General features: G+C 68.8%; 25 protein-coding genes. 15 read left to right on the forward strand and 10 right to left on the reverse strand.

Translation table 11 applies throughout. The features are described 5' to 3' along the window. Positions 1-373 precede the first annotated feature (373 nt). The 11 genes from ACSG06_RS20940 to ACSG06_RS20990 all read left to right on the forward strand — a co-directional run bounded on the left by ACSG06_RS20940 (position 374) and on the right by ACSG06_RS20990 (position 9,498). Entirely contained in the window at positions 374-1,465 is a 1,092-nt protein-coding gene (locus ACSG06_RS20940; protein WP_440992233.1) for a FlaD/FlaE family flagellar protein, read from the forward strand. A 2-nt stretch (positions 1,466-1,467) separates the two neighbouring features. Then, the gene (gene arlF, locus ACSG06_RS20945; RefSeq protein ID WP_440992234.1) at positions 1,468-1,899 is read left to right on the forward strand and encodes an archaellum stator protein ArlF; all 432 of its coding nucleotides are present in this window, start codon (positions 1,468-1,470) and stop codon (positions 1,897-1,899) included. A gap of 1 nt (position 1,900) precedes the next feature. Continuing rightward, a complete protein-coding gene (arlG, locus tag ACSG06_RS20950; RefSeq protein WP_440992235.1) occupies positions 1,901-2,356 on the forward strand; it encodes an archaellum stator protein ArlG in 456 nt (151 codons plus the stop codon). Beyond that, positions 2,353-3,081 carry an archaellum protein ArlH gene (gene arlH / locus ACSG06_RS20955; RefSeq protein WP_440992236.1) on the forward strand — a complete coding sequence of 243 codons (729 nt, stop codon included), beginning with the start codon at positions 2,353-2,355 and terminating at the stop codon, positions 3,079-3,081. The genes arlG and arlH overlap by 4 nt, the downstream gene beginning before the upstream one ends. A gap of 1 nt (position 3,082) precedes the next feature. Beyond that, entirely contained in the window at positions 3,083-4,747 is a 1,665-nt protein-coding gene (gene flaI, locus ACSG06_RS20960) for an archaellum flagellar ATPase motor FlaI (protein ID WP_440992237.1), read from the forward strand. Between the two features lies 1 nt (position 4,748). Continuing rightward, a complete protein-coding gene (arlJ, locus tag ACSG06_RS20965; RefSeq protein WP_440992238.1) occupies positions 4,749-6,467 on the forward strand; it encodes an archaellar assembly protein ArlJ/FlaJ in 1,719 nt (572 codons plus the stop codon). A 94-nt stretch (positions 6,468-6,561) separates the two neighbouring features. Then, positions 6,562-7,002, forward strand: a complete 441-nt coding sequence (locus ACSG06_RS20970) for a DUF5518 domain-containing protein (protein WP_440992239.1) — start codon at positions 6,562-6,564, stop codon at positions 7,000-7,002. A gap of 166 nt (positions 7,003-7,168) precedes the next feature. Beyond that, positions 7,169-7,603, forward strand: coding sequence for a DUF5518 domain-containing protein (locus ACSG06_RS20975; RefSeq protein ID WP_440992240.1), 435 nt, complete (start codon positions 7,169-7,171; stop codon positions 7,601-7,603). Positions 7,604-7,686: 83 nt separating this feature from the next. Beyond that, entirely contained in the window at positions 7,687-8,151 is a 465-nt protein-coding gene (locus tag ACSG06_RS20980) for a DUF5518 domain-containing protein (protein ID WP_440992241.1), read from the forward strand. A 106-nt stretch (positions 8,152-8,257) separates the two neighbouring features. Beyond that, positions 8,258-8,701 carry a FlaD/FlaE family flagellar protein gene (locus tag ACSG06_RS20985; RefSeq protein WP_440992242.1) on the forward strand — a complete coding sequence of 148 codons (444 nt, stop codon included), beginning with the start codon at positions 8,258-8,260 and terminating at the stop codon, positions 8,699-8,701. A 293-nt stretch (positions 8,702-8,994) separates the two neighbouring features. After that, positions 8,995-9,498, forward strand: a complete 504-nt coding sequence (locus tag ACSG06_RS20990) for a PadR family transcriptional regulator (RefSeq protein WP_440992243.1) — start codon at positions 8,995-8,997, stop codon at positions 9,496-9,498. Here ACSG06_RS20990 and ACSG06_RS20995 read toward each other — a convergent pair. The 3 genes from ACSG06_RS20995 to ACSG06_RS21005 all read right to left on the reverse strand — a co-directional run bounded on the left by ACSG06_RS20995 (position 9,495) and on the right by ACSG06_RS21005 (position 10,774). Further along, entirely contained in the window at positions 9,495-9,929 is a 435-nt protein-coding gene (locus ACSG06_RS20995; RefSeq protein WP_440992244.1) for a DUF7112 family protein, read from the reverse strand. The genes ACSG06_RS20990 and ACSG06_RS20995 overlap by 4 nt on opposite strands. 140 nt (positions 9,930-10,069) lie before the next feature. Beyond that, positions 10,070-10,483 (reverse strand): 30S ribosomal protein S6e, encoded by a 414-nt coding sequence (locus ACSG06_RS21000; protein ID WP_440992245.1) that lies wholly within the window; start codon positions 10,481-10,483, stop codon positions 10,070-10,072. A gap of 72 nt (positions 10,484-10,555) precedes the next feature. Beyond that, positions 10,556-10,774: a hypothetical protein gene (locus ACSG06_RS21005; protein WP_440992246.1), complete on the reverse strand. Its 219-nt coding sequence runs from the start codon at positions 10,772-10,774 to the stop codon at positions 10,556-10,558. Between the two features lie 54 nt (positions 10,775-10,828). Here ACSG06_RS21005 and ACSG06_RS21010 point away from each other — a divergent pair, with 54 nt between their 5' ends. Then, the gene (locus ACSG06_RS21010) at positions 10,829-11,203 is read left to right on the forward strand and encodes a WNWW family protein (protein WP_502306431.1); all 375 of its coding nucleotides are present in this window, start codon (positions 10,829-10,831) and stop codon (positions 11,201-11,203) included. Here ACSG06_RS21010 and ACSG06_RS21015 read toward each other — a convergent pair. Next, entirely contained in the window at positions 11,200-12,156 is a 957-nt protein-coding gene (locus ACSG06_RS21015; RefSeq protein WP_440992248.1) for a sodium:calcium antiporter, read from the reverse strand. The genes ACSG06_RS21010 and ACSG06_RS21015 overlap by 4 nt on opposite strands. 208 nt (positions 12,157-12,364) lie before the next feature. Here ACSG06_RS21015 and ACSG06_RS21020 point away from each other — a divergent pair, with 208 nt between their 5' ends. After that, positions 12,365-13,597, forward strand: coding sequence for an MBL fold metallo-hydrolase (locus ACSG06_RS21020; protein ID WP_440992249.1), 1,233 nt, complete (start codon positions 12,365-12,367; stop codon positions 13,595-13,597). A 30-nt stretch (positions 13,598-13,627) separates the two neighbouring features. Here ACSG06_RS21020 and ACSG06_RS21025 read toward each other — a convergent pair whose 3' ends face one another. The 3 genes from ACSG06_RS21025 to ACSG06_RS21035 are packed head-to-tail and all read right to left on the reverse strand — an operon-like array spanning position 13,628 to position 16,748. Then, positions 13,628-14,641, reverse strand: coding sequence for a hypothetical protein (locus ACSG06_RS21025; RefSeq protein WP_440992250.1), 1,014 nt, complete (start codon positions 14,639-14,641; stop codon positions 13,628-13,630). A gap of 44 nt (positions 14,642-14,685) precedes the next feature. Continuing rightward, positions 14,686-15,858: an outer membrane protein assembly factor BamB family protein gene (locus ACSG06_RS21030; protein WP_440992251.1), complete on the reverse strand. Its 1,173-nt coding sequence runs from the start codon at positions 15,856-15,858 to the stop codon at positions 14,686-14,688. 44 nt (positions 15,859-15,902) lie between these two features. After that, positions 15,903-16,748, reverse strand: a complete 846-nt coding sequence (locus ACSG06_RS21035) for an alpha/beta fold hydrolase (RefSeq protein WP_440992252.1) — start codon at positions 16,746-16,748, stop codon at positions 15,903-15,905. A gap of 148 nt (positions 16,749-16,896) precedes the next feature. Here ACSG06_RS21035 and ACSG06_RS21040 point away from each other — a divergent pair, with 148 nt between their 5' ends. Together ACSG06_RS21040 and ACSG06_RS21045 are read left to right on the forward strand one after the other, a co-directional pair. After that, a complete protein-coding gene (locus tag ACSG06_RS21040) occupies positions 16,897-17,682 on the forward strand; it encodes a class I SAM-dependent methyltransferase (protein ID WP_440992253.1) in 786 nt (261 codons plus the stop codon). 213 nt (positions 17,683-17,895) lie between these two features. Beyond that, a complete protein-coding gene (locus ACSG06_RS21045; RefSeq protein ID WP_440992254.1) occupies positions 17,896-18,537 on the forward strand; it encodes an FkbM family methyltransferase in 642 nt (213 codons plus the stop codon). 24 nt (positions 18,538-18,561) lie between these two features. Here ACSG06_RS21045 and ACSG06_RS21050 read toward each other — a convergent pair whose 3' ends face one another. From ACSG06_RS21050 to ACSG06_RS21060, 3 genes are all read right to left on the reverse strand, one after another. After that, entirely contained in the window at positions 18,562-19,587 is a 1,026-nt protein-coding gene (locus tag ACSG06_RS21050; protein WP_440992255.1) for a phosphotransferase family protein, read from the reverse strand. Between the two features lie 358 nt (positions 19,588-19,945). Next, positions 19,946-21,022: a LeuA family protein gene (locus ACSG06_RS21055; RefSeq protein WP_440992256.1), complete on the reverse strand. Its 1,077-nt coding sequence runs from the start codon at positions 21,020-21,022 to the stop codon at positions 19,946-19,948. Then, positions 21,019-22,392 carry a CaiB/BaiF CoA transferase family protein gene (locus ACSG06_RS21060; protein WP_440992257.1) on the reverse strand — a complete coding sequence of 458 codons (1,374 nt, stop codon included), beginning with the start codon at positions 22,390-22,392 and terminating at the stop codon, positions 21,019-21,021. Before ACSG06_RS21060 ends, ACSG06_RS21055 begins: the two co-directional genes overlap by 4 nt. Between the last annotated feature and the right edge of the window lie 2 nt (positions 22,393-22,394).

Consider the following 22,394-nt stretch of genomic DNA (forward strand, 5'->3'; position numbering starts at 1 on the left):
CCCAGCCGGGCCAGCCGGGGGTCGGCGCGACGCGATCCAGAGAGAGGCGTCTGCTGCCGACCGCCGCCAACGTCGTTCCCCGTCGTGGGGTGAGCCGATTCCTCGCATCACAGCGTGGGGAGTGGTCCCCGGAGCAGACAACGAGAGTCACGACTATCAAGACCTGTATGCGCTCAGGGTCTGTTTCGACCGTCGACTCAGGGCTCGATACGCGGGCCGACTCGGCCAGCGAAGGCGTCCGTACCAATATACCGACATCCGTCCTACGAAGTAGCAGTGACTGCTGGGAGTACAGCGACCGTCGGCCTGTCCGCCCCCGACAGCGGGAGCGACCGCGCCGTACGTGCACGAGTCTACACCGAGAGGGACACCAATGGGGCTTCGAGACGTACTCGCTGACTTCCTCAGCTCGGAGGGACCCCAGAGCGGGGGCAGCTCCGAGGCCGAGGAGGAGACCGAGGAGGAGGAGACGTCGCCCGACCCCAGCTTCGACGTCCCGCTCGAGGACCTGGACCAGGAGGAACAGGTCGAGAACCTCGAACACCGGATCGACTCGATGCAGGAGGACCTGGAACGCAGCAACTCGCAGATCGAGTCGATACAGAGCTCCCAGGAGGAGGTCGCCGAGCGCGTCGAGGACGTCAACGGGACGGTCCGACAGCTGCTCGGCATCTACGACCAGCTGACCGCCAGCGCGAACCCGTTCGTCGAGGGCGGGAGCCGCACCCAGATGGACGACGACGTCGACGGGTTCGGCCTCGGCGGCGAACCGGACCTCGACGGCGCGACGGGCGAGATGCCACCCGCCGAGGAGGTCGAGGCCGAGACGGCCGACGAGGACGAGCCGGCCGAGGACGACCTCGCGGACAACGAGGTCGTCGTCGAGGCGACCGAGCCGGGCGACGAGGAGGCCGTCTCGTTCGACGACCTGAAGGCGGAGAACGAGTCCGACGACGAGCGCGAGATGCGGGCGGTCGGCGACGACGGCCAGCAGGCCGTCCAGGAACAGGAGGATGACAATGCAGACGACACCAGACTGGAGGTCGAACCACTATCGGACGAGGCAGCACAGATGAGCGAAGCAGCGGAGGAGTCGCGCTCGCCCGAGCGGGCGGCGAGGGAATCCCGGGGTGGCAGGCGCGAGCCACGCTCGGACGCCACCCTCCCGAGGCTCGCCGACACGTACGCGACCGACATCCTCGTGTTCGAGTGGCTGACCGACCTCGTGACGAGTGCCGGGCCGGCCGCGACGCTGCGGGCCATCGCGTACTACGAGGAGATCGGGTGGATCTCGTCCGATGTGAAGGCACAGCTCGAGGACGCACTCTCCGGGCCCGACCTCGACATGACCGTCGACCCGAGCCGCGACCCGAACGAGCTGAACGCGGAGGACCACGCAGAGAGCTACGAGTACATCATGAAACTCGAGGCCATCCAGCAGACGATGGACGACACCGGACTGTAACCATGGGATTCAGCACGAGTGGCTCGGTCGCCATCCTGTTCGTCGGACTGCTCGTCTGCCTGAGCACCGTCTACCCCGTGATGGAGACCGCGAACGAACGGGTGACGGAGGCGACCGAGGCCCGCGAGGACCGCTCGCTCGACCAGGCGAACACCGCGACGAACGTGACCGCCGTCAGCTACAACGCGTCGACCGACACGCTCGTCGTGAACGTCACCAACGCGGGATCGACGACGCTCTCGGTCGAGGGCACGGACCTGCTGGTGGACGGGACCTACGTGACCGGCGCGACGACCCGCGTCGCGGGCGATGCTGGACGAACCATCTGGGTGCCGGGCGAGCAGCTCCAGTTCGAGGTGACCGGCGTCACCAGCGAACCGACCCGGGTCAAGATCGTGACCGAGAACGGCATCGCCGAGACGGAGGTGCTCTGAGATGGCGAGCAGCTCCGTCTCGAGCATGATACTGTTCATCGCCGCGATGCTCGTCGCGGCGAGCGTCGCCGGGACCCTCGTCACGAGCGTCGGCGACGTGAGCGGCTCCATCGACGCCAGGAGTGCGGACGCCGCGGAGACGATCGACACGGAGGTCGACGTCATCTCCGATCCCGGGAGCGACGCGGTGTACGACGAGAGTTCGACCACGGTGACGCTGCTCGTCAAGAACACCGGCAACGGGCGGCTCCCCACGGACGCCGCGAAGCCAGACGTACTGGTCGACGGGCAGTACGTCGGCGCGAGCGACCGGACGCTGACGGTCCTCGGCGGCGGCTCGGAGTGGCTGTCCGGTGACGTGGTCCGCCTCGAGCTGAACGTCGACCTGGACCCCGGCGAGCACCGCATCGTCGTCATCATCAACGGCGACCGGGAGGTGTTCGAGTTCTACGTATGAACGACTACTACTCGCTCGGCCTGACCGACTCTGACCGCGTCAACCACGCCTTCGGGGGCGGCCTCCCGGAGGGGAGCGTCGTGCTCGTCGAGGGCGTCGACGGCGCGGGCAAGTCGGTCATGAGCCAGCGCATGGCCTACGGTATCGCCAGCGAGGACGCCTACGTCTCGTACATCTCGACCGAGCTGAACGCCGGCGAGTTCATCACGCAGATGCACTCGCTGTCGTACGACGTGGTCGACCACCTGCTGGGGGGGCAGCTGCTGTTCCTCAGCGCGGACGTCGACACGCACCGGAACGGCAGCCAGCGCGAGCTGCTCGCGCGGCTCACCGAGCCGAGCTTGCTCTGGCAGGGCGACGTCGTCGTCGTCGACGCGTTCAGCGCGTTCCTCCGGAACGACCCGCGGTACGACGCCATCACCGGCGTCGGCGACGAGGACCACGCCATGGAGTCCGTGCTGACGTTCCTCGAGGGGATGACGAGGAAGGGCAAGTCGGTCATCCTGACCGTCGACCCCGACGCGGTCACCGAGCGCGGACTGATGCCCATCCGGAGCGTCGCCGACGTGTTCCTCCAGATCCAGACGGAGACCGTCGGGCAGGACATCCGACGGACGGCCCGCGTGCGTCGGTTCACGAACATGCAACGGCCCGTCGACGACAGCATCGGCTTCAACGTCCAGCAGGGTCGTGGCATCACCATCGTGAACCGGACGGTGGCCTGAGATGGCGGAGTACGGCACCTCGCGGATGACGACGGAGCTCCGGGAGGCGAGCGAGGAACACGGCCACCTGGCGGACCACCTCGCCGAGTTCAGCGCGGAGTTCAGCGAGTACCCGACGCTGGTGCCCGACCCGGGCGACTACGAGTCGGACCGACCGAACGTCTGCTACCAGGTGTCAGAGGAGGTCTTCGTCCACGTGTTCGGCGACCTCGGCATCGACACGACGTACTACTGCATCGAGCCACAGCTCGACGAGCAGCAGAGCGAGGTGTACGCGCAGGTCCGCCAGCGCATCCTCGACCGGTCGGTCACCCGGCCCGCACCCTCGGACGACGACGAGTTCGAGGAGCACATCGACACGCTGCTGGGCGAGGTCGTCAGCGTCGGCGGGGCCATCAGCTCCTCCGTCGGCGGCCTGTTCGGCGGCTCCATAACCGTCGACTCCGGCACCTACGAGTCGCTGCGCTACCACCTCCAGCGCGACATCGTCGGGCTCGGCCCGCTCGACCCGGTGATGCAGGACCCGGAGAACGAGGACATCCACGTCATCGGCCCGCACCAGTGCTACACGGACCACGGCACGTACGGGATGGTCGAGACGAACGTCGACTTCGGCACGCTCGGGTCGTTCCAGAACTGGATCCGGAACATGGGCGAGCGGATGGACACGCCGGTGTCCGACTCCCACCCCATCATCGACTCGACGCTGCCCGACGGGTCGCGTATCAACATCATCTACTCCGACGACGTCTCCGTGCAGGGGCCGTCGCTCACCATCCGTCAGGGCGAGGAGATCCCCCTCTCCATCTTCCAGATCACGAAGTGGGGGACGCTGTCGCCCGAACTGGGCGCGTACCTCTGGCTCTGCCTGGAGAACGAGCAGACGGTGTTCGTCGTCGGCGAGACGGCGTCCGGGAAGACGACGACGCTCAACGCCTCCCTGTCGTTCATCCCGAACGACTCGAAGATATACACCGCCGAGGACACCGCCGAGGTGAAGCCGCCACAGGAGACGTGGCAGCAGCTCCTCACGAGGGAGGGCTCGGGCGACGGCGACTCCGACGTCGACATGTTCGACCTCGTCGCGGCCGCGCTGCGTTCGCGTCCCGACTACATCATCGTCGGTGAGGTGCGTGGCGCGGAGGGCCAGATGGCGTTCCAGGCCGCACAGACCGGCCACCCTGTGATGCTCACCTTCCACGCGAGCGACATCGTCTCGATGATCCAGCGGTTCACCGGCGCGCCCATCAACGTCCCCGAGACGTTCATGGACAACTGCGACGTGGCGCTGTTCCAGAACCGCGTCAAGCAGGGCGACAAGGTCCTGCGTCGGGTGACCTCGGTCCAGGAGATCGAAGGCTACTCCGACTACGAGGACGGCGTCATCACGCGGCAGGCGTTCAACTGGGACCCCCGCGAGGACGAGGTCGAGTTCACCGGGCGGAACAACTCCTACGTGCTGGAGGAGCAGATCGCGACGCTGCTCGGCTACACCGACACCCGGCTCATCTACGACGAGCTGGACAAGCGCGCCGAGCTCATCCGCCGGGCCATCGACGCCGACATCCTCGGCTACCACGAGGTCAACGACTTCATCGCCGACTACCAGCGCGACGGCATGGAGGGTATCCCCATCGACACCGGGGGCCTCGGCCAGACCATCTGAGATGTCCACCGCCAACCCCTCGGGCGACATCAACGCCCGCACGATGCTCTCCTCGGTGCGAGAGGCGTACCGCCGCATGGAGATGTCGGCGCGACGGTACGTGCTGCTCATCGTGCTGCCCTCGATCCTGTTCATGGTCGGGAGCGTCGCCGTCGTCTTCGTTATCGGCCTCCCGCTGACCATCGGCGGGCCGGTCGTGCTGCTCGGGGTGTTCGCGGTGTTCGCCGCGCTGGTCTACCCGAAGGCGGTCCAGGACAGACAGCGCAAGCAGATCCGCCAGCGCTTCCACCTGTTCCTGACCCACATCACCGTCCTCTCGATGACGAACATCAACCGCATCGAGATCTTCCGCACCCTCGCCGAGGAGGACGAGTACCAGGCGCTCGCCGAGGAGATGGGCTTCCTCGTCGCGCTCGTGGACACATGGAACCAGAGCCTCGACGACTCCGCCCGGATGCGGGCGCGGCAGGTGAACTCGCCGCTGCTGTCGGACTTCCTCGAGCGGCTCGCCTACACCGTCGGCGGCGGCCAGCAGATCAGCGAGTTCCTCATCGACGAGCAGGACTCCATCATCCAGCAGTACGTCATCCGGTACGAGGCGGACCTGAACAAGCTCGACGTGATGAAGGAGCTCTACCTGTCGATGATGCTCTCGACGGCGTTCGTGCTCGTGTTCGCCATCGTCCTGCCCGTGCTCGTCGGCATCAATCCGACGCTGGCGGTCGGCGGCGTCATCTTCATGTTCGTCGTCGTGCAGGCCGGGTTCGTCTACGCCATCCACGCCGTCTCGCCGTACGACCCGGTCTGGTACATCCAGGAGACGGCCGGAGACTACCCGCTCCAGCGTGCCCAGCCGGCGCTCGTCGCAGGTGGCGTGCTCTCGCTCGTCGCGTTCGTCGTCGTCGGCGGTATCCTGCTGGGCTACCTGCCCGTGAAGAGCGACGTGCTGCCGCTGCCGATCATGGCGGCCATCCCGGTGACGCCGCTGCTCATCCCCGGCTGGCTCGTGCGCCACGAGGAGAAGAAGGTCAAAGAGCGCGACAGCGAGTTCCCCAGCTTCATCCGCGCACTGGGTGCCGTCGAGTCCGTCAAACAGACCTCGACGGGGAACGTGCTGGAGTCGCTCCGGCGCAAGGACTTCGGCGCGCTCACCCACAACATCGACAACCTGTACAAGCGCCTCGCCATGCGGGTCGACTCCTCGCGCTCGTGGTCGCTCTTCGCGGCCGAGACCGGCTCCTACCTCATCCAGAAGTTCGGCGACATGTACGTCGAGGGCCGTCGGATGGGTGGCGACCCGAAGATGCTGGGCCAGGTCATCTCACGCAACCAGAGCGAGGTCCTCAAGCTGCGCGAGCAGCGCCAGCAGGCGACGACGACGCTCATCGGCGTGCTGTACGGGCTCACCGCCGCGTCGGTGTTCTCCTTCTTCGTCGGGCTGGAGGTCGTCGAGATGCTGATGACCATCGTCAGCGACATGGACCTGCAGGCGAGCCAGATGAGCTTCCTGCTGTCCACCGAGCAGTACGACGTCCAGACCATCGAGTACCTGCTCATCCTCACCATCGTCTTCAACGCGATGCTCTCCTCGATCATGGTCCGCGTCGCCGACCGCGGCCACATCCTCTCGGGCTACGTCCACTTCGTCATGCTGACGTGGACCGGCTCGCTCACCGCCGTCATCACGAAGATCGCTGTCGACGCGCTCATCTCGGTGTGAGACGGGGAAACCGCCCCCGGCGTGCCCCCGACACAGTTTCCGACTCGGAAACTCTCCGTCGTCTTATACGTCGGCGTAGCCCCTCGATCCATCCATGGACGAATCCCTCCACCGCCACCGACAGGACACCTGGACCTACGCCCTCGTCGGTGGCCTCGTCGCCGCAGCGCTCGTCATCGCCAACAACCTGTACACCGGGCTCGAAGCCGAGTTCTCGCTGAACGGCGTCCTGGTCGGTGGCTTCGTCACCGGCTTCCTGATCGCACGGGCGTCGGCCGGCACCGACGTCGGCCGTGCCGCCATTGGTGCGGGCCTGCTCGGTGGCTCCCCGGCACTCGCCTGGTTCCTCCCGCCACTCGTCGACTTCGTGGTCTCGGGCGACGGGACGTGGTCGTACTCCCTCCTCGAGGCCGTCTTCGTGCTGCTGTTCGTCGGTATACACCTCGTCTTCACGGCCCTCATCGGACTGCTCGGTGGTGTGGTGGGTCGCTGGGTGTTCGAGCACCAGTCGCTGATCGGTGCGACCCACGGCTGACCGTCAGACGGCGGGTCCAGGGAGAGAACCGGGGTCGTGGTCGACGCGCTCGTCGCCATCTGGAACGGGTCGACGACCCCCCGGGCGGCGGTAATCGGCCAATCGCGGTTTCCGGCTCGGAAACTCTCCCCTCCCTTATACGTCTCCGCGGAACAACCGCCCGTCCATGAGCCAGCCCCTCCACCGCCGCCGACAGGACGCCTGGACGTACGCGCTCGTCGGCGGCCTCGCCGCCGCCCCGCTCGTCGTCGCCCACAACCTGTACACCGGGCTCGGAACCGAGTTCTCGCTGAACGCGCTGCTCGTCGGCGGCCTCGTCGCCGGCTTCCTCGCGCGACGCGCCTCCGCCGACGCCGACCGCGCCGCCGCCGGTGCCGGCGTGCTCGGTGGCCTGCCCGCACTCGCCTGGTTTCTCCCCGCGATGCTCGCCTCCGCGTCCAGCTTCGCCACCGCGTGGTCGTTCCCGCCCGCCGGCCCCCTCCTCGTCGCCGTCTTCGGGCTGGTCGTTCTCACGATATTCGTGGTCACCGGACTGCTCGGCGGGCTGGTCGGCAAGTGGCTCGCCTCGTTCGTCGACCGCCGGACGGCCACCCACGGCTGACCGTCGTGGTCACCGCCGACCACGGTTTCAGACGCCGAAACTGCCCCACATCTTATACCTCGACGGGATTCCTTCCTCCGTCCGTGACACAGTCCCTCCACCGCCGCCGACAGGACGCCTGGACGTACGCGCTCGTCGGTGGCCTCGTCGCCGCACCACTCGTCGTCGCCCACAACCTGTACGTCGGGCTCGGCGGCGAGCTCTCGGTGATGGACGGCCTCGGAACCGGGCTCTCGTTGAACGCGGTGTTCGTCGGCGGCCTCGTCGCCGGCTTCCTCGCCAGACGCGCGTCGGCCGACGCCGACCGCGCCGCCGCCGGGGCCGGCGTACTCGGCAGCATCCCGGCGCTGGTCTGGAGCCTCGCCTATCCGGTCGAACTCGCGCTCGAAACCGGCGGCGCGTGGTGGTTCGGCATCGCCGAAGCCGTCCTGCTGTTCGTGTTCGCCGGTCTCGTCCTCACCCTCGGGACCGTAGCCGGTCTGGTCGGCGGGCTCGTCGGCAAGTGGCTCGCCTCGCTGGTCGGTCGAAGCCCGACCGATCAGCGGTGACCGTCGCCCCTCGCACTCCCCGACGGAGCCGACCTCGGTCCCCGACTCACGGCTCGAAACGGCGAGCACCTTTATACGGATACCGTCCGTCGCTATGGACAAGCGGATGTCACTGCACGCCGAGAAACCGTACCTGCGCTCGCTCTCGCAGGGCACCGAGGGCATGGAGGCCACCATGGAGTGGGCTCGCTACCTCGGCGAGACGTTCGGCACCAGCGGCGCGCTGAACTGTCTGCGCTACTACGAGCGCCTCGGCTGGATCTCCGAGGACGTCTGTCGGTCGATGACGACGTACATCCGGGGGCTCTCGCTCCAGGAGATCCACAACAAGAAGTACGACGAGCCGGCGACGCTGGAGTACCCCCTGGAGACGCTCTCGGGGACACCCTTCGGCACCCACGCACGGTCGCTGAAGTACATCGCGTCCATCGCGGGCGACGACTTAGAGGAGCACCTGATGCTCGCCCGGCTCGCCGAGCGTCGCGTCGAGAAGCAGATCGGTGACCACTCGGTCCGGGACGAGGTCGTCGAGGCGATCGGCGACGACTGAGGGTATGCGGGTATTCTGATAGGAACCCGCGAGAGACATCAGTGTTCCGGCCAGCCGGCCATCGAGGATTCTCGCTGAAGACGCCTACGTAAAACGTTTTCCGGCCATTTCTTCATCGTCGAAAACATCGCGCCCCACCGGCCTAATATTTTGTCATAAAACACGGGTTGGCCGTTTGACTTATTAGTGATGCATCCATCGAACGCAGTAGTACCCGAACGGACCCGACGACCGTTGGTGGCGGTCGGTGTGGTGGGTCGACTCGGAGAAAGCCAGAAGGTGACGACTGACCGATGCGAAACAACAAGGAACAAAACACGGTGTTCAGCGACCTCACGGCCGCTGCCACCGACGACGATAGTGGCACCGAGCAGTACGAGCTGACCATCGGGTCGGCAGAGAAGGTGGACGACAAGTCCGTCGAGCGCGAGCTCGACGAGATGCTCGAATCCGTCGAGGACGCACTCCCGACGGACGAGGCGGAGTTCGACGAGCAGATCATCAAGGAGAACCTCGACGAGGTGCTCCTCATGCTCATCTCGCTGCGCGGCGAGACCCACGGCAAGGAGCTCATCTCCGACCTCACCCGCCTCTTCGACGCACAGCTCAGCCCGGGCACCGTCTACCCCGGCCTGCACAGCCTCGAGGAGGAGGACGTGCTCCACATGCACAAGAAGGTCCGCACGAAGGAGTACTCCATCAACGACGAGCGCGAGGTCCGCATGAGCGTCGAGCGGACGATGCTGCAGCACCTCGCGTTCGGCTACCTGCTCTACTCCTTCCTCCCCCGACTCTAATCCTCGAGATCCGAGGCGATAGACGCGAGACTCCCGTCGGGTTGCTCCAGTGCGTCGTACACTGTACGGCCTCCCGGGGCCCGCAACCCGTACTGGAACCCGTCTTCGATGACGTCCACCAGCACCGACCCACCAGCGCTGCGGCCGTTGTCCTCGCACCAGCTCGTGAGGTGGTTCTCGCCCTCGCCCGGATTCCGCGCCGCCGACGGCGTCTCGAACACGCCCGAGATGAGCAGCTCGTCGCCCGTCAACGGTCGCTCCACCCGCGCGAAGTACTGCTCGCCGTCGAGCACCACCCGGACGACCTCGTCGAGCGGGAACCGCTCCGCCTCGTCGGCCGGAAGCTCGAGCTTCAGTCGTCCCGTCGCACCGTGTTTCGCGAGCGTCGCCCGTACCGTGGGCACTGCGTCGGAAGAAACCCGATCTGCCATGTGCGGTACTCGTTCACCCCGCCGGATGTACCTGTCGCTCGCGGCGTGATGGGCGCAAGAATGTGTCGCTGTCACCGCCGCGCGCCGAGGGTGTGCCCCTCAGGAGACCTACGACGCGGCCGTGACGGGACCCGTCCGGCTTACTCTTCGCTGTCTTCGTCCTCCTCCTCGACCAGGCCGAGGAGGGACTCGACGGACTCGTCACCGCGACCGACGATCTTCGCGTTGATCTGGCTGGTCTCGTCGGAGACCCGGCGACCACGGATGGTCAGCCGCTTCCGCTCGCCCGGACGCGACGGGTTGTAGCCGACGCCCTGCTCGCGCATCAGGACCTCCTCGACGTTCGGCCCCTCGATGTCCTCCCGCATCGGCCGCCCGGCCTCGTCCGAGCCGCCGGTCAGCAGGAGCGTGTACCCGTCGAGGCCGACGGCGTCACCGTCGACCTCCTCGCCGAGCTCCTTGCCCATGAATCGGTTCGCGTCCTGTTCCTCTGCCTCGAGCTGGTACGATGCGCCCGAGTCCGGGTCCGCAACGACGACGTTGAAACTCGCCATAGTAGGTTGGAATCGTCGGTGGGCGTTCAAAACTCCGTCGAAACGGGGCCAAACCCGCTGGGCCGCCGGGCGTTATCCCATCCGGGCGACGTCGACGACGAGCGACTCGTCGACCAGTATCCACTCGGTCGCGGCGGGTCGGCCGTCGTCCCCGCGGGCCATGAACGTGACTGTCCCGGCGGCGGGGTCGGTGGCGACCCCGATGCGGGAGCCGATCGCGCCGTCGACGGTCTCGCTCGGTCCGTCGTCGGTCGTGGAGGTGATGCGGTCACGTTCGCTGGTGTCCGTCATGTACCCATCACTACGCCCTCCGGGTACATAGGGTAGTGACAGCTGTTTCACGTTTTGAAACCACCCGGGTCCGACGCCCGGCTGACGGCTGGCGTCCGTCCCACCCGAAGACCGAAAGCATCCGGGCGCGAACGCCCCTGCATGGAACCCGGTCGGCTGGAGCTCAGGCTCGAGCGGGAGTTCGGCGGCGAGGGCCACGTCGTCGTCCGAGAGGCGCTGGACCTGCGCGACTCCGGTCGGTACCACGACGACGCGGGGCACGACCTCAGCGCCGACGTCATCGTGGACAACCTGCGCGACGCACCACGAGGGGACGTTGTCGACCGCTGGAACTGGTGGCTCGGGTCGCTCGCGCTCGCCTACGGCCCCGAGTACGGCCAGTTCACGGTGCGACGGAGCCCGCGGGACCGGGAGAACGGCACGTTCTAGCCGAGCAGGCCAAGCGCCCACCTGACGAGTTCGGACGCCGCGAACAGCGCACCCTCCAGCCGGGAGAGCACGCGGCCGGTCCACAGCGCGGCGACCATGACCGCCGAGACGACGAGCAGCCAGCCGAACGTCTCCAGCGCGGCCGACCCGACGGCGAGCGGTCGCACGAGTGCGCCGATACCCATGACCACGACGAGGTTGAACACGTTGCTCCCGACGACGTTCCCCACGGAGACGCCGAGGCTCCCGCGCCTGATGGCGACGAGCGAGACGGCGAACTCGGGGGTCGACGTGCCCGCCGCGACGATGGTCCCGCCGATGACCCACTCGGAGACGCCCGCATCGCGCGCCAGCGTCGACGCCGCCCCGATGAGGGCGTCGCCGCTCACGAGGACGAGGACGAGTCCGACGGCGAGCAGGAGTGGGTCGCGGCCGGGGATATCAAACCGACCGGTGATGTCGCGGACGACGGCCGCCTCGGGCTCGGAGTCCGTCTCTTCGGTCCGGCCCCGGAGCAGGTAGCCGGTGTAGGCGACGAACAGGGCGACGAGCACCGCGCCCTCGATGCGTGTGACGACCCCATCGACGACCACGAGACCGCCCAGCAGCGTACTCGCGAGCAGCACGACGCCGTCCCGGTGGACGAGGCCACCTTCGACGGGAACCGCCCGGATCAGCCCGACGACGCCGAGGACGAACGCGAGGTTGTAGATGTTCGACCCGAAGACGTTCGCGACGGCGAGGTCGCCCAGGCCCCTGTACGCGGCGTCGGCCGTCACCGCGAGTTCGGGCATCGACGTGCCCGCCGCGACGATGGTCAGGCCGATGGTGAGCTCCGAGAGGCCGAAGCCACGCGCCAGCCTGACTGCGGAGTCGACGAGCAGTCGTGCGCCGAGCCCGAGTCCGACTACCGTCGCGGCGACGATGCCGAGCTGGACGAGCGTGTCTGCCATCGGTCGTTGTCTGAGTGTCGCTCGGGACGCGGATGAGCGTTGGGGGAAGCGGTGTCGGACGGCCGTCGCCGCTCGTCTCTCCGTGGACGTTGGAGACAGATAGCCAGATTCAGAACGGCCAATTCCGAATTAGCCTGTTTTGAACCTGGTTATCCGGGTCGAAGCCGACGGACCCAAACCCCTCGCCCGCATACGGGAGCGCAATCGAATGGAGATACGGTTCCTCGGTGGGGCACGCGAGATCGGGCGGAGCGCCATCCTCGTCGACGACTCGCTGCTGCTGGACTACGGGATGGCGTCGGGCAACCCGCCGCAGTACCCGGTCGACCGCCCGGACCCGGACGCGGTCGTCGTCTCGCACGGCCACCTCGACCACGTCGGCGCGGTGCCGTCGCTGCTCTCGGGCGACGAGCGCCCGCCCATCCACTGGACGCCGCCGACCGCCGAGCTGGCGCGGGTGCTCGGCCGGGACACCCTCAAGCTCCACGGCGGGAGCTACGACTGCCCGTTCACCGAGGCGGAGCTGAAGCGCATGACCGAGGTCTCGCGGACCCACGGCTACCAGCAGCCGTTCGAGGCGGCGGGCTACGAGGTGACGTTCTTCGAGGCCGGGCACATCCCCGGCAGTGCGCACGTGCTGGTGGACGACGGCGAGACGAGACTGCTGTACACCGCGGACTTCCACACGGCGGACCAGCGGCTGCTCGCCGCCTCTCGCGCCCGGCCCGACGCGGACGTGGTCATCGTCGAATCCACCTACGCGGACACCGAGCGCGAGTCCCGCCCGGCCATCGAGCACCGGTTCGTCGAGAGCGTCAAGTCGACGGTCTGGGAGGGCGGCACCGTCGTCGTCCCCGCCTTCGGCATCGGCCGCACGCAGGAGGTGCTCTGTGTCCTCGGCGCCCACGACGTGGACTGCTACGTCGACGGCATGGGCAAGGACGTCACGCGGCTGTTCCAGCGCCACGACGGCTTCGTGCGCGACCCGGATACCCTCCAGCGCGGCGCGTCGAACGCCCGCTTCGTCACCGGCAAACCCGGCCAGCGCGAGCGCATCGCACAGAAGAACACCGTCATCGTCACCACGTCGGGGATGCTCCACGGCGGCCCGGCGATGACGTACGTCCCCGAGATCCGGTCGAGCCCGACGAACAAGGTCGCGTTCACCGGCTTCCAGGTGCCCGGCACGCCCGGCCACGAGCTGCTCGAACGCGGCCGGGCCGACTTCGACGGGCGCATCCTCCCCGTCGCGGCACAGACCGAGCAGCACGACTTCTCCGCCCACGCCGACAGCGACGGGCTCTGGTCGTTCCTGCAGTCCTACCGCGATTCGCAGATCCTCGTGAACCACGGCGACGACTGCGAGGACTTCGCGGCCGAGCTCGTCGCGGGTGGCTTCGACGCGGCAGCGCCGCGGCTGGACGAGACGGTCGAGGTTTGAGGCGAGCGGGCCGCGGGCGCGTCGGTCCGCTCAGGGCTCGACGATCAGCTCGAACGTGTACCAGTCACCCTCGTAGGACGCGACGGCGTTTCGGAAGACGGCAGGGTCGTCGTAGCCGTCGTGCGGTCTCAGATCGGTGGCGATGCCGAGGTCGTCGAGGACCGTCTCGAGCCCGTCCGAGAGCGGCGGTTCCTCGTGGTATCGGTCGTCGGGCTCGCTGTCGACGGCGGTGTCGAGCACGTCGCGGGTGGCCTCCGAGAGCGCGTCGCGGTCGAACCGGGCATCGGGGACGGTGTCGTGAACGTACGCTTCGAACCCCTCCCGCGACGACGCGACCTGTTCGACGGCGAACGTGCGTTCTGGCACCGTCACGGTGCGCTCCTCGGCGACGACCCGGTAGGTGTCGCCGGCGTAGTCGACGTAGTCGAACGGTGGGTCGGGGACGAGGTCGCTCTCCCCGGGGTCCATGTCCTGATGGTACTGGACGGGGTGGAGGCCGTCGATATCGGGCTCGCCGAGGAAGCCGTCGCTGCCGGCGTAGACGGCATCGAGTGCCGCTTGCAGCACCTCCAGGTCCTTCCCCACGAGTCCGAACGGCTCGCCCGCGACGGTCGCGGAGTCCGGTGGCTCCTCGTCTGTGCGCTGGACCGCGAACAGCCAGCGGTCGCGCTCGACCTGCCGTGTCGTCTCCGTCGTCACCTCGTGGTAGCTCCCGTCCCGGCGCAGGAACGTCGGTCGTGGGCGCGTCTCCGTTCCCCAGTCGTCGGGACGGACCAGCGGCCACTGGACCGCGGTGACGCTCCCGGTCTCGAACAGCTCGGCGAGCCAGTCCTCTTTCGTCCCGGTGTCGTAGTCGATGCGCGTCTCGGCGCGGACCGCCATCGGCTGCGCGAGGAGGAACTCGTCGGTGAGGTCCGCGACGTCGTGGACGATCAGCCTGTAGCCGCCGGTGGCGCCGAGGCTCAGACAGCCGGCGCCGACGGTCGTGGTGAGACCGGCGACGACGCCGGCCGAACGGAGGAGGGAGCGACGGGAACGGGGCATCGATTCCGAGTCCCGAACCGGCCGGTAAACCTCTTGTGTTCCGCTCAGTCGCCGAGCCCGAGCACCCGTCCCCTGTAGCCGGAGACGAACATCGCGGTCGGCGTGACGACCGCACGACCGACCCCGTCGAGGGAGCGCGTCCAGCGTTCCTCCCCGGTGTCCCGCGAGAGGCCGACGAGCGAGTCCCGACCGCGGACGACGACGCTGTCGCCGACGACCGTCGGCGTCCCGGCCCGCTCGTCGGACGGCTCGTACGTCCAGGCCGCCTCCCCACGTCGGTCGACCGCGTGGAGCCGGTAGCGAGCGGGGACGTACACGTGCCGGTCGTCGACCGCCATCGTTCGGACGCCGGGGTCGACGAGGTTGAACGACCAGCGTCGCGTACCGTCGAGGTCGAACGCGACCACGAGCTCGCGGGTCTGGACGACGACGCGGCCGTCGTGGACCACCGGCCCGGCGGTCACGGGAGCGGTTCGCTCGTGCCACAGTTCCTCGCCGGTGTCGGCGTCGAGTGCGACCACACCGGGCATCTCCGACAGCGACCCGACGTAGAGCACCCCGTCGTGGACGGCGACCGGCTCCGCGAACGTCCGGCTGTGGTCGGCGGGGCCGATCCGTCGCGACCACCGCACGGAGCCGTCGAACACCGACAGGGCGTGGACCCGTCCGTCCCAGTCCGGGACGTAGGCGACGCCACCGTCGATGGTCGGCGCGGCGGTGAGCCTCGCATCGACGTCGTGGAGCCAGTCCTCGTCGCCGTAGCGGCCGTGGAAGCAGACGATACGACCGCGTTCGGGCGCTCGCTGTGCGGTCACCACGACGTGGTCGCCGCGCACCGCAGGCGGGCCGTTCGGTGCCGAGCGGAGCGGGACCTGCCACCGTTCCTCGCCGGTCGCGGTCGAGAGCGCGTGGATCCGGTGGCGGTAGCGGCTCCGGTCCGAGACGGCATCGGCGGGAACGTACAGGTCGCCGCGGACGACGGCCGGCGTCCCGGTGGCCCGCGCACCGTCGAGCGCTGTCAGCCAGACCGTCTCCGGGTCCGTCGGGCCATCGTCGACCCGGCGGGTGTGACCGGCGTCCCGGCCGTCCATCGACCACGAGCCGTCGACGCTGCCGAGGTCGCCGGAGGGCGGAGACTCATCGGAGAGACAGCCGGAGAGGGCGACGCTCGCGGCACCGAGGGTGGCGAGGAACCGGCGACGTGAGGGGGAGGGCATCGTCGGGACTTGTCGACACGAACGGATGAATCTAGCGACGGCGGTCAGTCCGCCAGGAACTCGACGACGGGGTCGAGCTGTTCGGCGACGTTCAGCCCCGGTGGGTGGCCGCAGTCGAGTTCGAGGAGGTCGATGTCGGGTCGTCGCTCCAGCATCTCCTCGACCGTCGGCTCGGTGAGCACGTCCGACTCGCGGCCCCAGATGACGAACGTCGGCAGGTCGAGCGACTCCCAGATGCCCCACGCCTCCTCGGGCGGGAGGTTGCTCCGGAGCAGTGCGGCGACGATGCGCTCGTCGTAGGCGCGGGTGACCCGGCCGTCGTCGCGCCGTCGCGCGCTCGTGAGGGTGAAGCGCCGCCACTCCGCGTCGGTCTGGGCGTTCATCGTCCCGTAAGTCTCCCGGTACCAGTCCTCGAGTCCGGTGTAGGTGTCGAACGTGGGCGGGTCGGTGAGGTAGTCGACGATGCGCTCGATGCCGTCCTCGGCGTGGACGAACACCGGGCCGATGTCGTTGCAGACGAAGTGCGAGATGGTGACGGCGTCGTCGTCGTCCGCGAGCAGCATCCCGAGCAGGCCACCCATCGAGGTGCCGACGTAACGGAGCTCCTCGCGCTCGAACGTCTCGCAGAACTCGCGCAGCGTGTCGAGCAGGCCCTCCCAGGAGTACTCCGTCTCGGGGTCGTCGGCCCACTCGCTCAGGCCGCGCCCCGGCATGTCTGGGCAGACGACGCGGTAGCCCTCGCCCACGAGGCGGCGTGCCAGCGGGTCGAAGTCCCGGCCGTTGCGTGAGAGCCCGTGGACGCAGACGACGAGCGGGTCGTCGCGGGCGCCCCAGTCGGTGTAGTGGACCTCGGTGCCGTCGACGGTGACGAAGGCGTCTGTTCGGGTCATGGCACCACGCACCACGTAACGGAGTATAAACGGTGATGTTAACGGCCGCCTGGGACGATCCTGGGTCGGTCTCAGTCGACCGGGGCACTCCGAACACGCGGGCTGTCAGACCGGCCACCACTAAGCCGTCAGCACGACTGTCGAACGTATGAGCCAGCGAGACGACGGGAACGAGTGGTCGGCCGACGACTACGACGGCGGGCACGCGTTCGTCTTCGAGTACGGCGAGGGCGTCGTCGACCTGCTCGACCCCGAACCGGGCGAGCGAGTGCTCGACCTCGGCTGTGGCACCGGCCACCTGACCGCCAGCATCGCCGAGTCGGGCTCGGACGTGGTTGGGCTCGACGCCGACGGCGAGATGGTCTCCGAGGCCGCCAGCAGCTACCCCGACCTGCGGTTCGTCCGTGCCGACGCCCGGCAGTTCGCCTTCGACGAGCCGTTCGACGCGGTGTTCTCGAACGCGGCGCTGCACTGGATCCACGAGCAGGACGCGGTGCTCGACTCGGTAGCCGACGCGCTCCGTCCCGGCGGCAGATTCGTCGCCGAACTCGGTGGGACGGGCAACGTCGCGGCTATCGTCGGTGCAGTCGAATCGGCGGCGGCAGAGCGGGGATACACGGTCGAGAACCCGTGGTACTTCCCGAGCGTCGGCGAGTACGCGAGCCTGCTCGAATCTCACGGCTTCGAGGTGCGGTACGCGACGCTGTTCGACCGGCCGACCGAACTCGACGACGGCGAGGCGGGACTGGCCGGGTGGCTCGGGATGTTCGGGGACGGGCTGCTGGGGCCGGTTCCCGAGGGTGAGCGCGAGGCCGTGATTGCGGATGTGGAGAATCGGCTCCGGGACGAGCTGTTCGCCGACGGGACGTGGACCGCGGACTACCGCAGGCTCAGGGTGGTGGCGCGACGTGGCGCGCCCGACGAGGAGACGTAGCGGTCCCCCCCCGCACGCGACGGGGCAGCGGGTCCCGAGTCACCGCAAACGACTCCCTGTTGCACACAGCGGCTGGGTTCGGCAACTCGGAACGGAGCGTCGGGTGACGTCGACGGTCGAACCGCACGACGTCGGCGTAGTCCTCGTCCCGGGTTGCACCGGCGACGTGCCACCACCCGTAGACATTTACCGCCCGCCGAGAGACGCGACGATATGTCCTCGAACGAAGGCGGCAGCGACCCACGGACCGTCGTCTACAACGGTGTCGCCGTCCCGACCACCGCGCCGGAGGAGGGACGCGACTATCGCCCGGGGTTCGAGGCGGGGACGAGTGGCGAGTTGCGGCGCGAGGTGCGTCGGGGCGACGACGTCGTCGTGGTCGGCGGCGGGAGAGGTATCACGACCGTCGTCGCCGCACGGCTGACACGGTCGGACGGGTCCGTCACGACGTTCGAGGCGAACTCCGAGATGCTGGAGACGCTTCGACGGACGGTGCAGGTGAATCAGGTCGCCGATTATGTGACACTCGAACACGCCGCCGTCGGCCCGGTCTCGGAGCAGGCCGAGTCGATGTTCGGCCCGGGCGACGGTGAGCGGCTGGAGCCGTCCGCCCTCCCCGCATGTGACGTCCTGGAGCTCGATTGCGAGGGGAGCGAGCTCGAGGTTCTGTCGGGGATGGACTGCCGCCCGCGAGTGGTCGTCGTCGAGACGCACGAGCCACTGGGCGTGCCGCCCGAAGACGTCACGCCGGTACTCGAGGAGCTCGGCTACGAAATCACGAACCGGACGCCCGCGGGGATGCACGACGAGCTCACGGTGCTCACCGCCGTTCGACGGGCCGACGGGGGCACGTAGCTCGAAAGAAGTTCGGCGGGACGGTCAGCGGTACGATTCGAGTTCCGTCCGGATCGCAGCGGCGGCACCCTCGACCTCCGCCTCGGACGCGTCTTTGACGTTCGGCCACATCTCGAAGAGATGCATCGACCGACAGACCGAGAGCAGCTCGTAGAGCTCCCGGTTTGCCGCGAGTCGGTCGAGGACGTCGGCGGACCCGGTCCGAGCGTACCCCTCGAGCAGTGCGTTCCGTATCAACGCCGAGTTGTCCGGTGCCGACGGGACGAACTGCCACTGCCCGCCGTTCAGACTCCGCTCGATCAGGACGAGGTCGTACGCCGGCGTCGCGGCGAGCGTGAACGCCCAGTCAAGCATGGCGGTTATCTCCCCCGTCTCGGGGTCGTGGAGCACGTTCTCCAGGGAGTTGTCGATGTGGCAGAGCGCCGGTTCGCCCGCCCCGTCCAGCTCGTCGAGTCGCTCGTCGAGGACGGGCCGAAGGTCCGGAACCAGGTCGCCGAACCGGGTGTCCCGACCCTTCCGGAGTGCGTCGTCCGCCCAGTTCCGAACCTGTGCCGGCCACGAGGCCTCCGGTTCGGCGACGACGACCTGGTCGAAGCTGGCTGGCGGCTGCTCGCCTCGGAGCGTGGTCTCCGGGTTCCGCGTGAGGAACCCGTAGCTGTCGACGGCGTCCAAGCCGTGCAGCTCGCCGAGGTAGCGCCCGGAATCCCGGGCGACCCGCTCGAGCGTCGCCCGCGAGACGGTGTCCATCTCCGTGCGCTCGACGGTGCGTCCGGGGACGTACTCCATGAGGTAGAACGGCGCGGGGAGGTGGTCGTGCGTATCGACCGCCCCGTAGATGTCGGGGACCGGAATCGACGTGTTGGCGTTCAGGATCCGGAGCAGTCGGGCCTCGGTGTCGATGCCGTGCCCGTCGCCGTCGGGACTGGCCTTGAGGACGACCCGCCGGGTTCCATCCCCGGTGCCGACCGAGAGCCGGTACACGGCGAGGTAGCCCCCCGTCGCCAGTTCGCGGTCGCGGAGCGTCCAGGTCGGTTCGATGGTGTGAACCATCCGTTCGATCGTGTCGCGCGGAAGCGTTCTGTCTGGTGCTGACATCGTCGTATCGACTGCGTGTGTCGCTGGTTTCGACGTGTGACCACCCGCAGGAAAGGGGGGACGCCGGCGGTGTCCCCGCTCGGCCCGGCAGGATGGGCTCTCGAGATGTCGCTCCCGACGGCGTGCCCGGCGGGAGCAGCGGATCGGGAAGATCCGGTTAGAAGGAGCCGTTCATCGTTCCTGTGCGGTCGTTTCCCGCTTCGTTCACATAAACGTCACCCCTCGCGGCACGGACCGGAGGACTGCGCCCGGGACCCTGCGAGTTACCGCCGGAGCGGCCCGGCAGGGGTCCCGGGGAGAACGACGCGGGCCCTCACGCCACCTCGCCGGCCAGCGCCACGGCCTCCGCCAGCGACAGCTCCTCGTCCACGTCGTCGAGACGCTCCAGCAACCGCTCGACGCGTGCCTCGGTCGGCTCCCTGCCTGCGCGTTCGAGCAGCCGACGCGCCGCTCCCGTCCCGGTCGCGCTCCCGAACAGGAGCCGACGCTGGCCGCCGAATCTGGCGGGATCGAACGGCTCGAAGGTGGCCGGGTCGTCGAGCATCGCTGCGGTGTGGAGCCCGGACTCGTGGGCGAACACCTCGTCGCCGAGGAGCGCCTTCGCCGGTTCGACGTCCTCGTCGAGTTCGTCGAGGACGGCCCGTGCAGTCGGGAGCAACCGCGTCTCGTCCACGTGGAGCGAGGCGGGTTCGTCGCCGACGGTCGCCGCGGCGACGACCTCCTCCAGCACGGCGTTGCCGGCACGTTCGCCCAGTCCGGCGACCGACACGTCGGCGCGGGCGACGCCGAGGCGCGCGGCCGCGAGCGTGTTCGCGGTGGCGACGCCGAGGTCGTCGTGGAAGTGGACGCCCAGGCGGTCGGGGTCGGTCGTCATCGCGTCGAGGTGGTGGACCACCCCGGCAGGTGTCCGGCCGCCGACGGTGTCGGCCATGGTGTACAGCTCGGCGTCGACGGCGTCGAACAGCGCATCGAGCTGGGCGGGGTCGGTCCGGAAGCCGTCCATCGCGTCGAAGTGGACCTCCACGCCGTGGTCGCGGGCGCGGTCGGCGACCGTGACGACGGTGTCGAGCAGCTCCTCGCGTGACTTCCCGAGAACGTGTTCGAGCTGGCGGTCGCTCGTCGGCGCGAACAGGTTGACGACGTCCACGCCGGCGTCGACGGCGGCGTCCACGTCGCCCGGCACGGCGCGGGCGATGCCCGTCGTCTTCGCGTCGAGGTCGACCTGCTCGCAGACGCGCCGCGTGCGGTCGTCGGCGACCGGGAAGCCGAGCTGGACGTAGTCGACGCCGAGCGCGTCGAGCTCGCGGGCCGCCGCCACCTTCTGGTCGACGGTGTACTCGACGCCCGGGCGCTGTTCGCCCTCGCGCAGTGTGAGGTCGAGTAGCTTCATATCACGCCCTCCTCGCGGAGCCGGTCGACCGCCTCCCGGTCGTAGCCCAGCGCGTCGAGGACGGCGACGGTGTCCTCGCCGAGTTCTGGCGGGTCGGTGGACTCGACGCGGTCGAAGCCGGTCGACCGCGCGGGGAACCGGGGCGTCTCGATGCGGTCGCCCGTTCCCTCCGTCGCCCTGACCTCGGCGAGGGCGTCCGTCTCGCGGAGGTGCGGGTCCGCACAGACGTCCTCGGTGTCGTTCACCGGGGCGACGGGCACGCCGGCGTCCTGGAGCCGCGAGACGATCTCGTCGGCCGGGAGTTCCTCGCACCGCGCCTCGACGATGGCGTGCAGCTCCGCGCGGTTGTCGAGCCGGTCGGCGAGCTCGGCGAAGCGTGGGTCGTCCGCGAGGTCGAGGTCGAGCGCGTCACAGAGCCGCCGCCACGCGCGGTCCGAGGATGGGCCGACGAACACCCACTCGTCGTCGGCGGACTGGAACACGTCGTACGGCGCCCAGCCGGGGTGGCTCGCGCCCATCGGCTCGGGCACGTCGTCGTACGCCTGGGTGTAGGCGAGCCAGTAGCCCATCAGCGCGACCGTGCTCTCGAACAGCGGGACGGTGACCTGCTGGCCCTCGCCGGTCGCGTCGCGCTGGCGCACCGCGCCGAGGACGGTCACCGCGGCGTACAGCGACGCCACCATGTCCGAGAGGCTGGTGCCCGAGCGGACGGGCGGCTGGCCGGGGTGGCCCGTCACGCTCATCACGCCGGAGAGCGCCTCGGCGACGGGGTCGAGCGCGGGGAACGACTCGTACGGCCCGGGGTTGAACCCCTTGATGGAGCAGTAGACGAGCCCGTCGTTCACCTCGGCGCAGTCGTCGTAGCCGACGCCGAGGCGGTCCGCGGTACCGGCCGCGAAGTTCTCGACGAGCACGTCCGCCTCCTCGACGAGCTCGTAGAAGATGGCCTTCCCGTCCTCGGACTTCAGGTCGAGCGCGACGCCGAGCTTGTTCCGGTTGACGTAGTTGAACGAGCTGTTGCCGATGGGGCTCGAGTCGCGGACGGCGTCGCCGCGGCCGGGCGACTCGACCTTGATGACCTCCGCGCCGAGGTCGGCGAGGATCATCGAGCAGAACGGGCCGGCGATGATGTGCCCGAGCTCGAGCACCGTCACGCCCGAGAGCGGTCGCCCGGACTCGCCCGGGAGCAGCCCGGGGGCGACGCGGCCGCCGTCGGCACGGAGGCGGTGGTCGGCGGCCGGGCTGTCGTGGTCGACGTGGTCGTCGTGTGTGGCGTCGGCGTCGTCGGAACCGGACCCGTGGTCGCGGTCCAGACGGCTTCGGTCGTCGGCCGACGCGCTCTCTGCAGGGGGAGTGGTGTCGTTCGTCATCG

Source organism: Haloarchaeobius baliensis (assembly GCF_052060055.1).
Taxonomy (GTDB): domain Archaea; phylum Halobacteriota; class Halobacteria; order Halobacteriales; family Natrialbaceae; genus Haloarchaeobius; species Haloarchaeobius baliensis.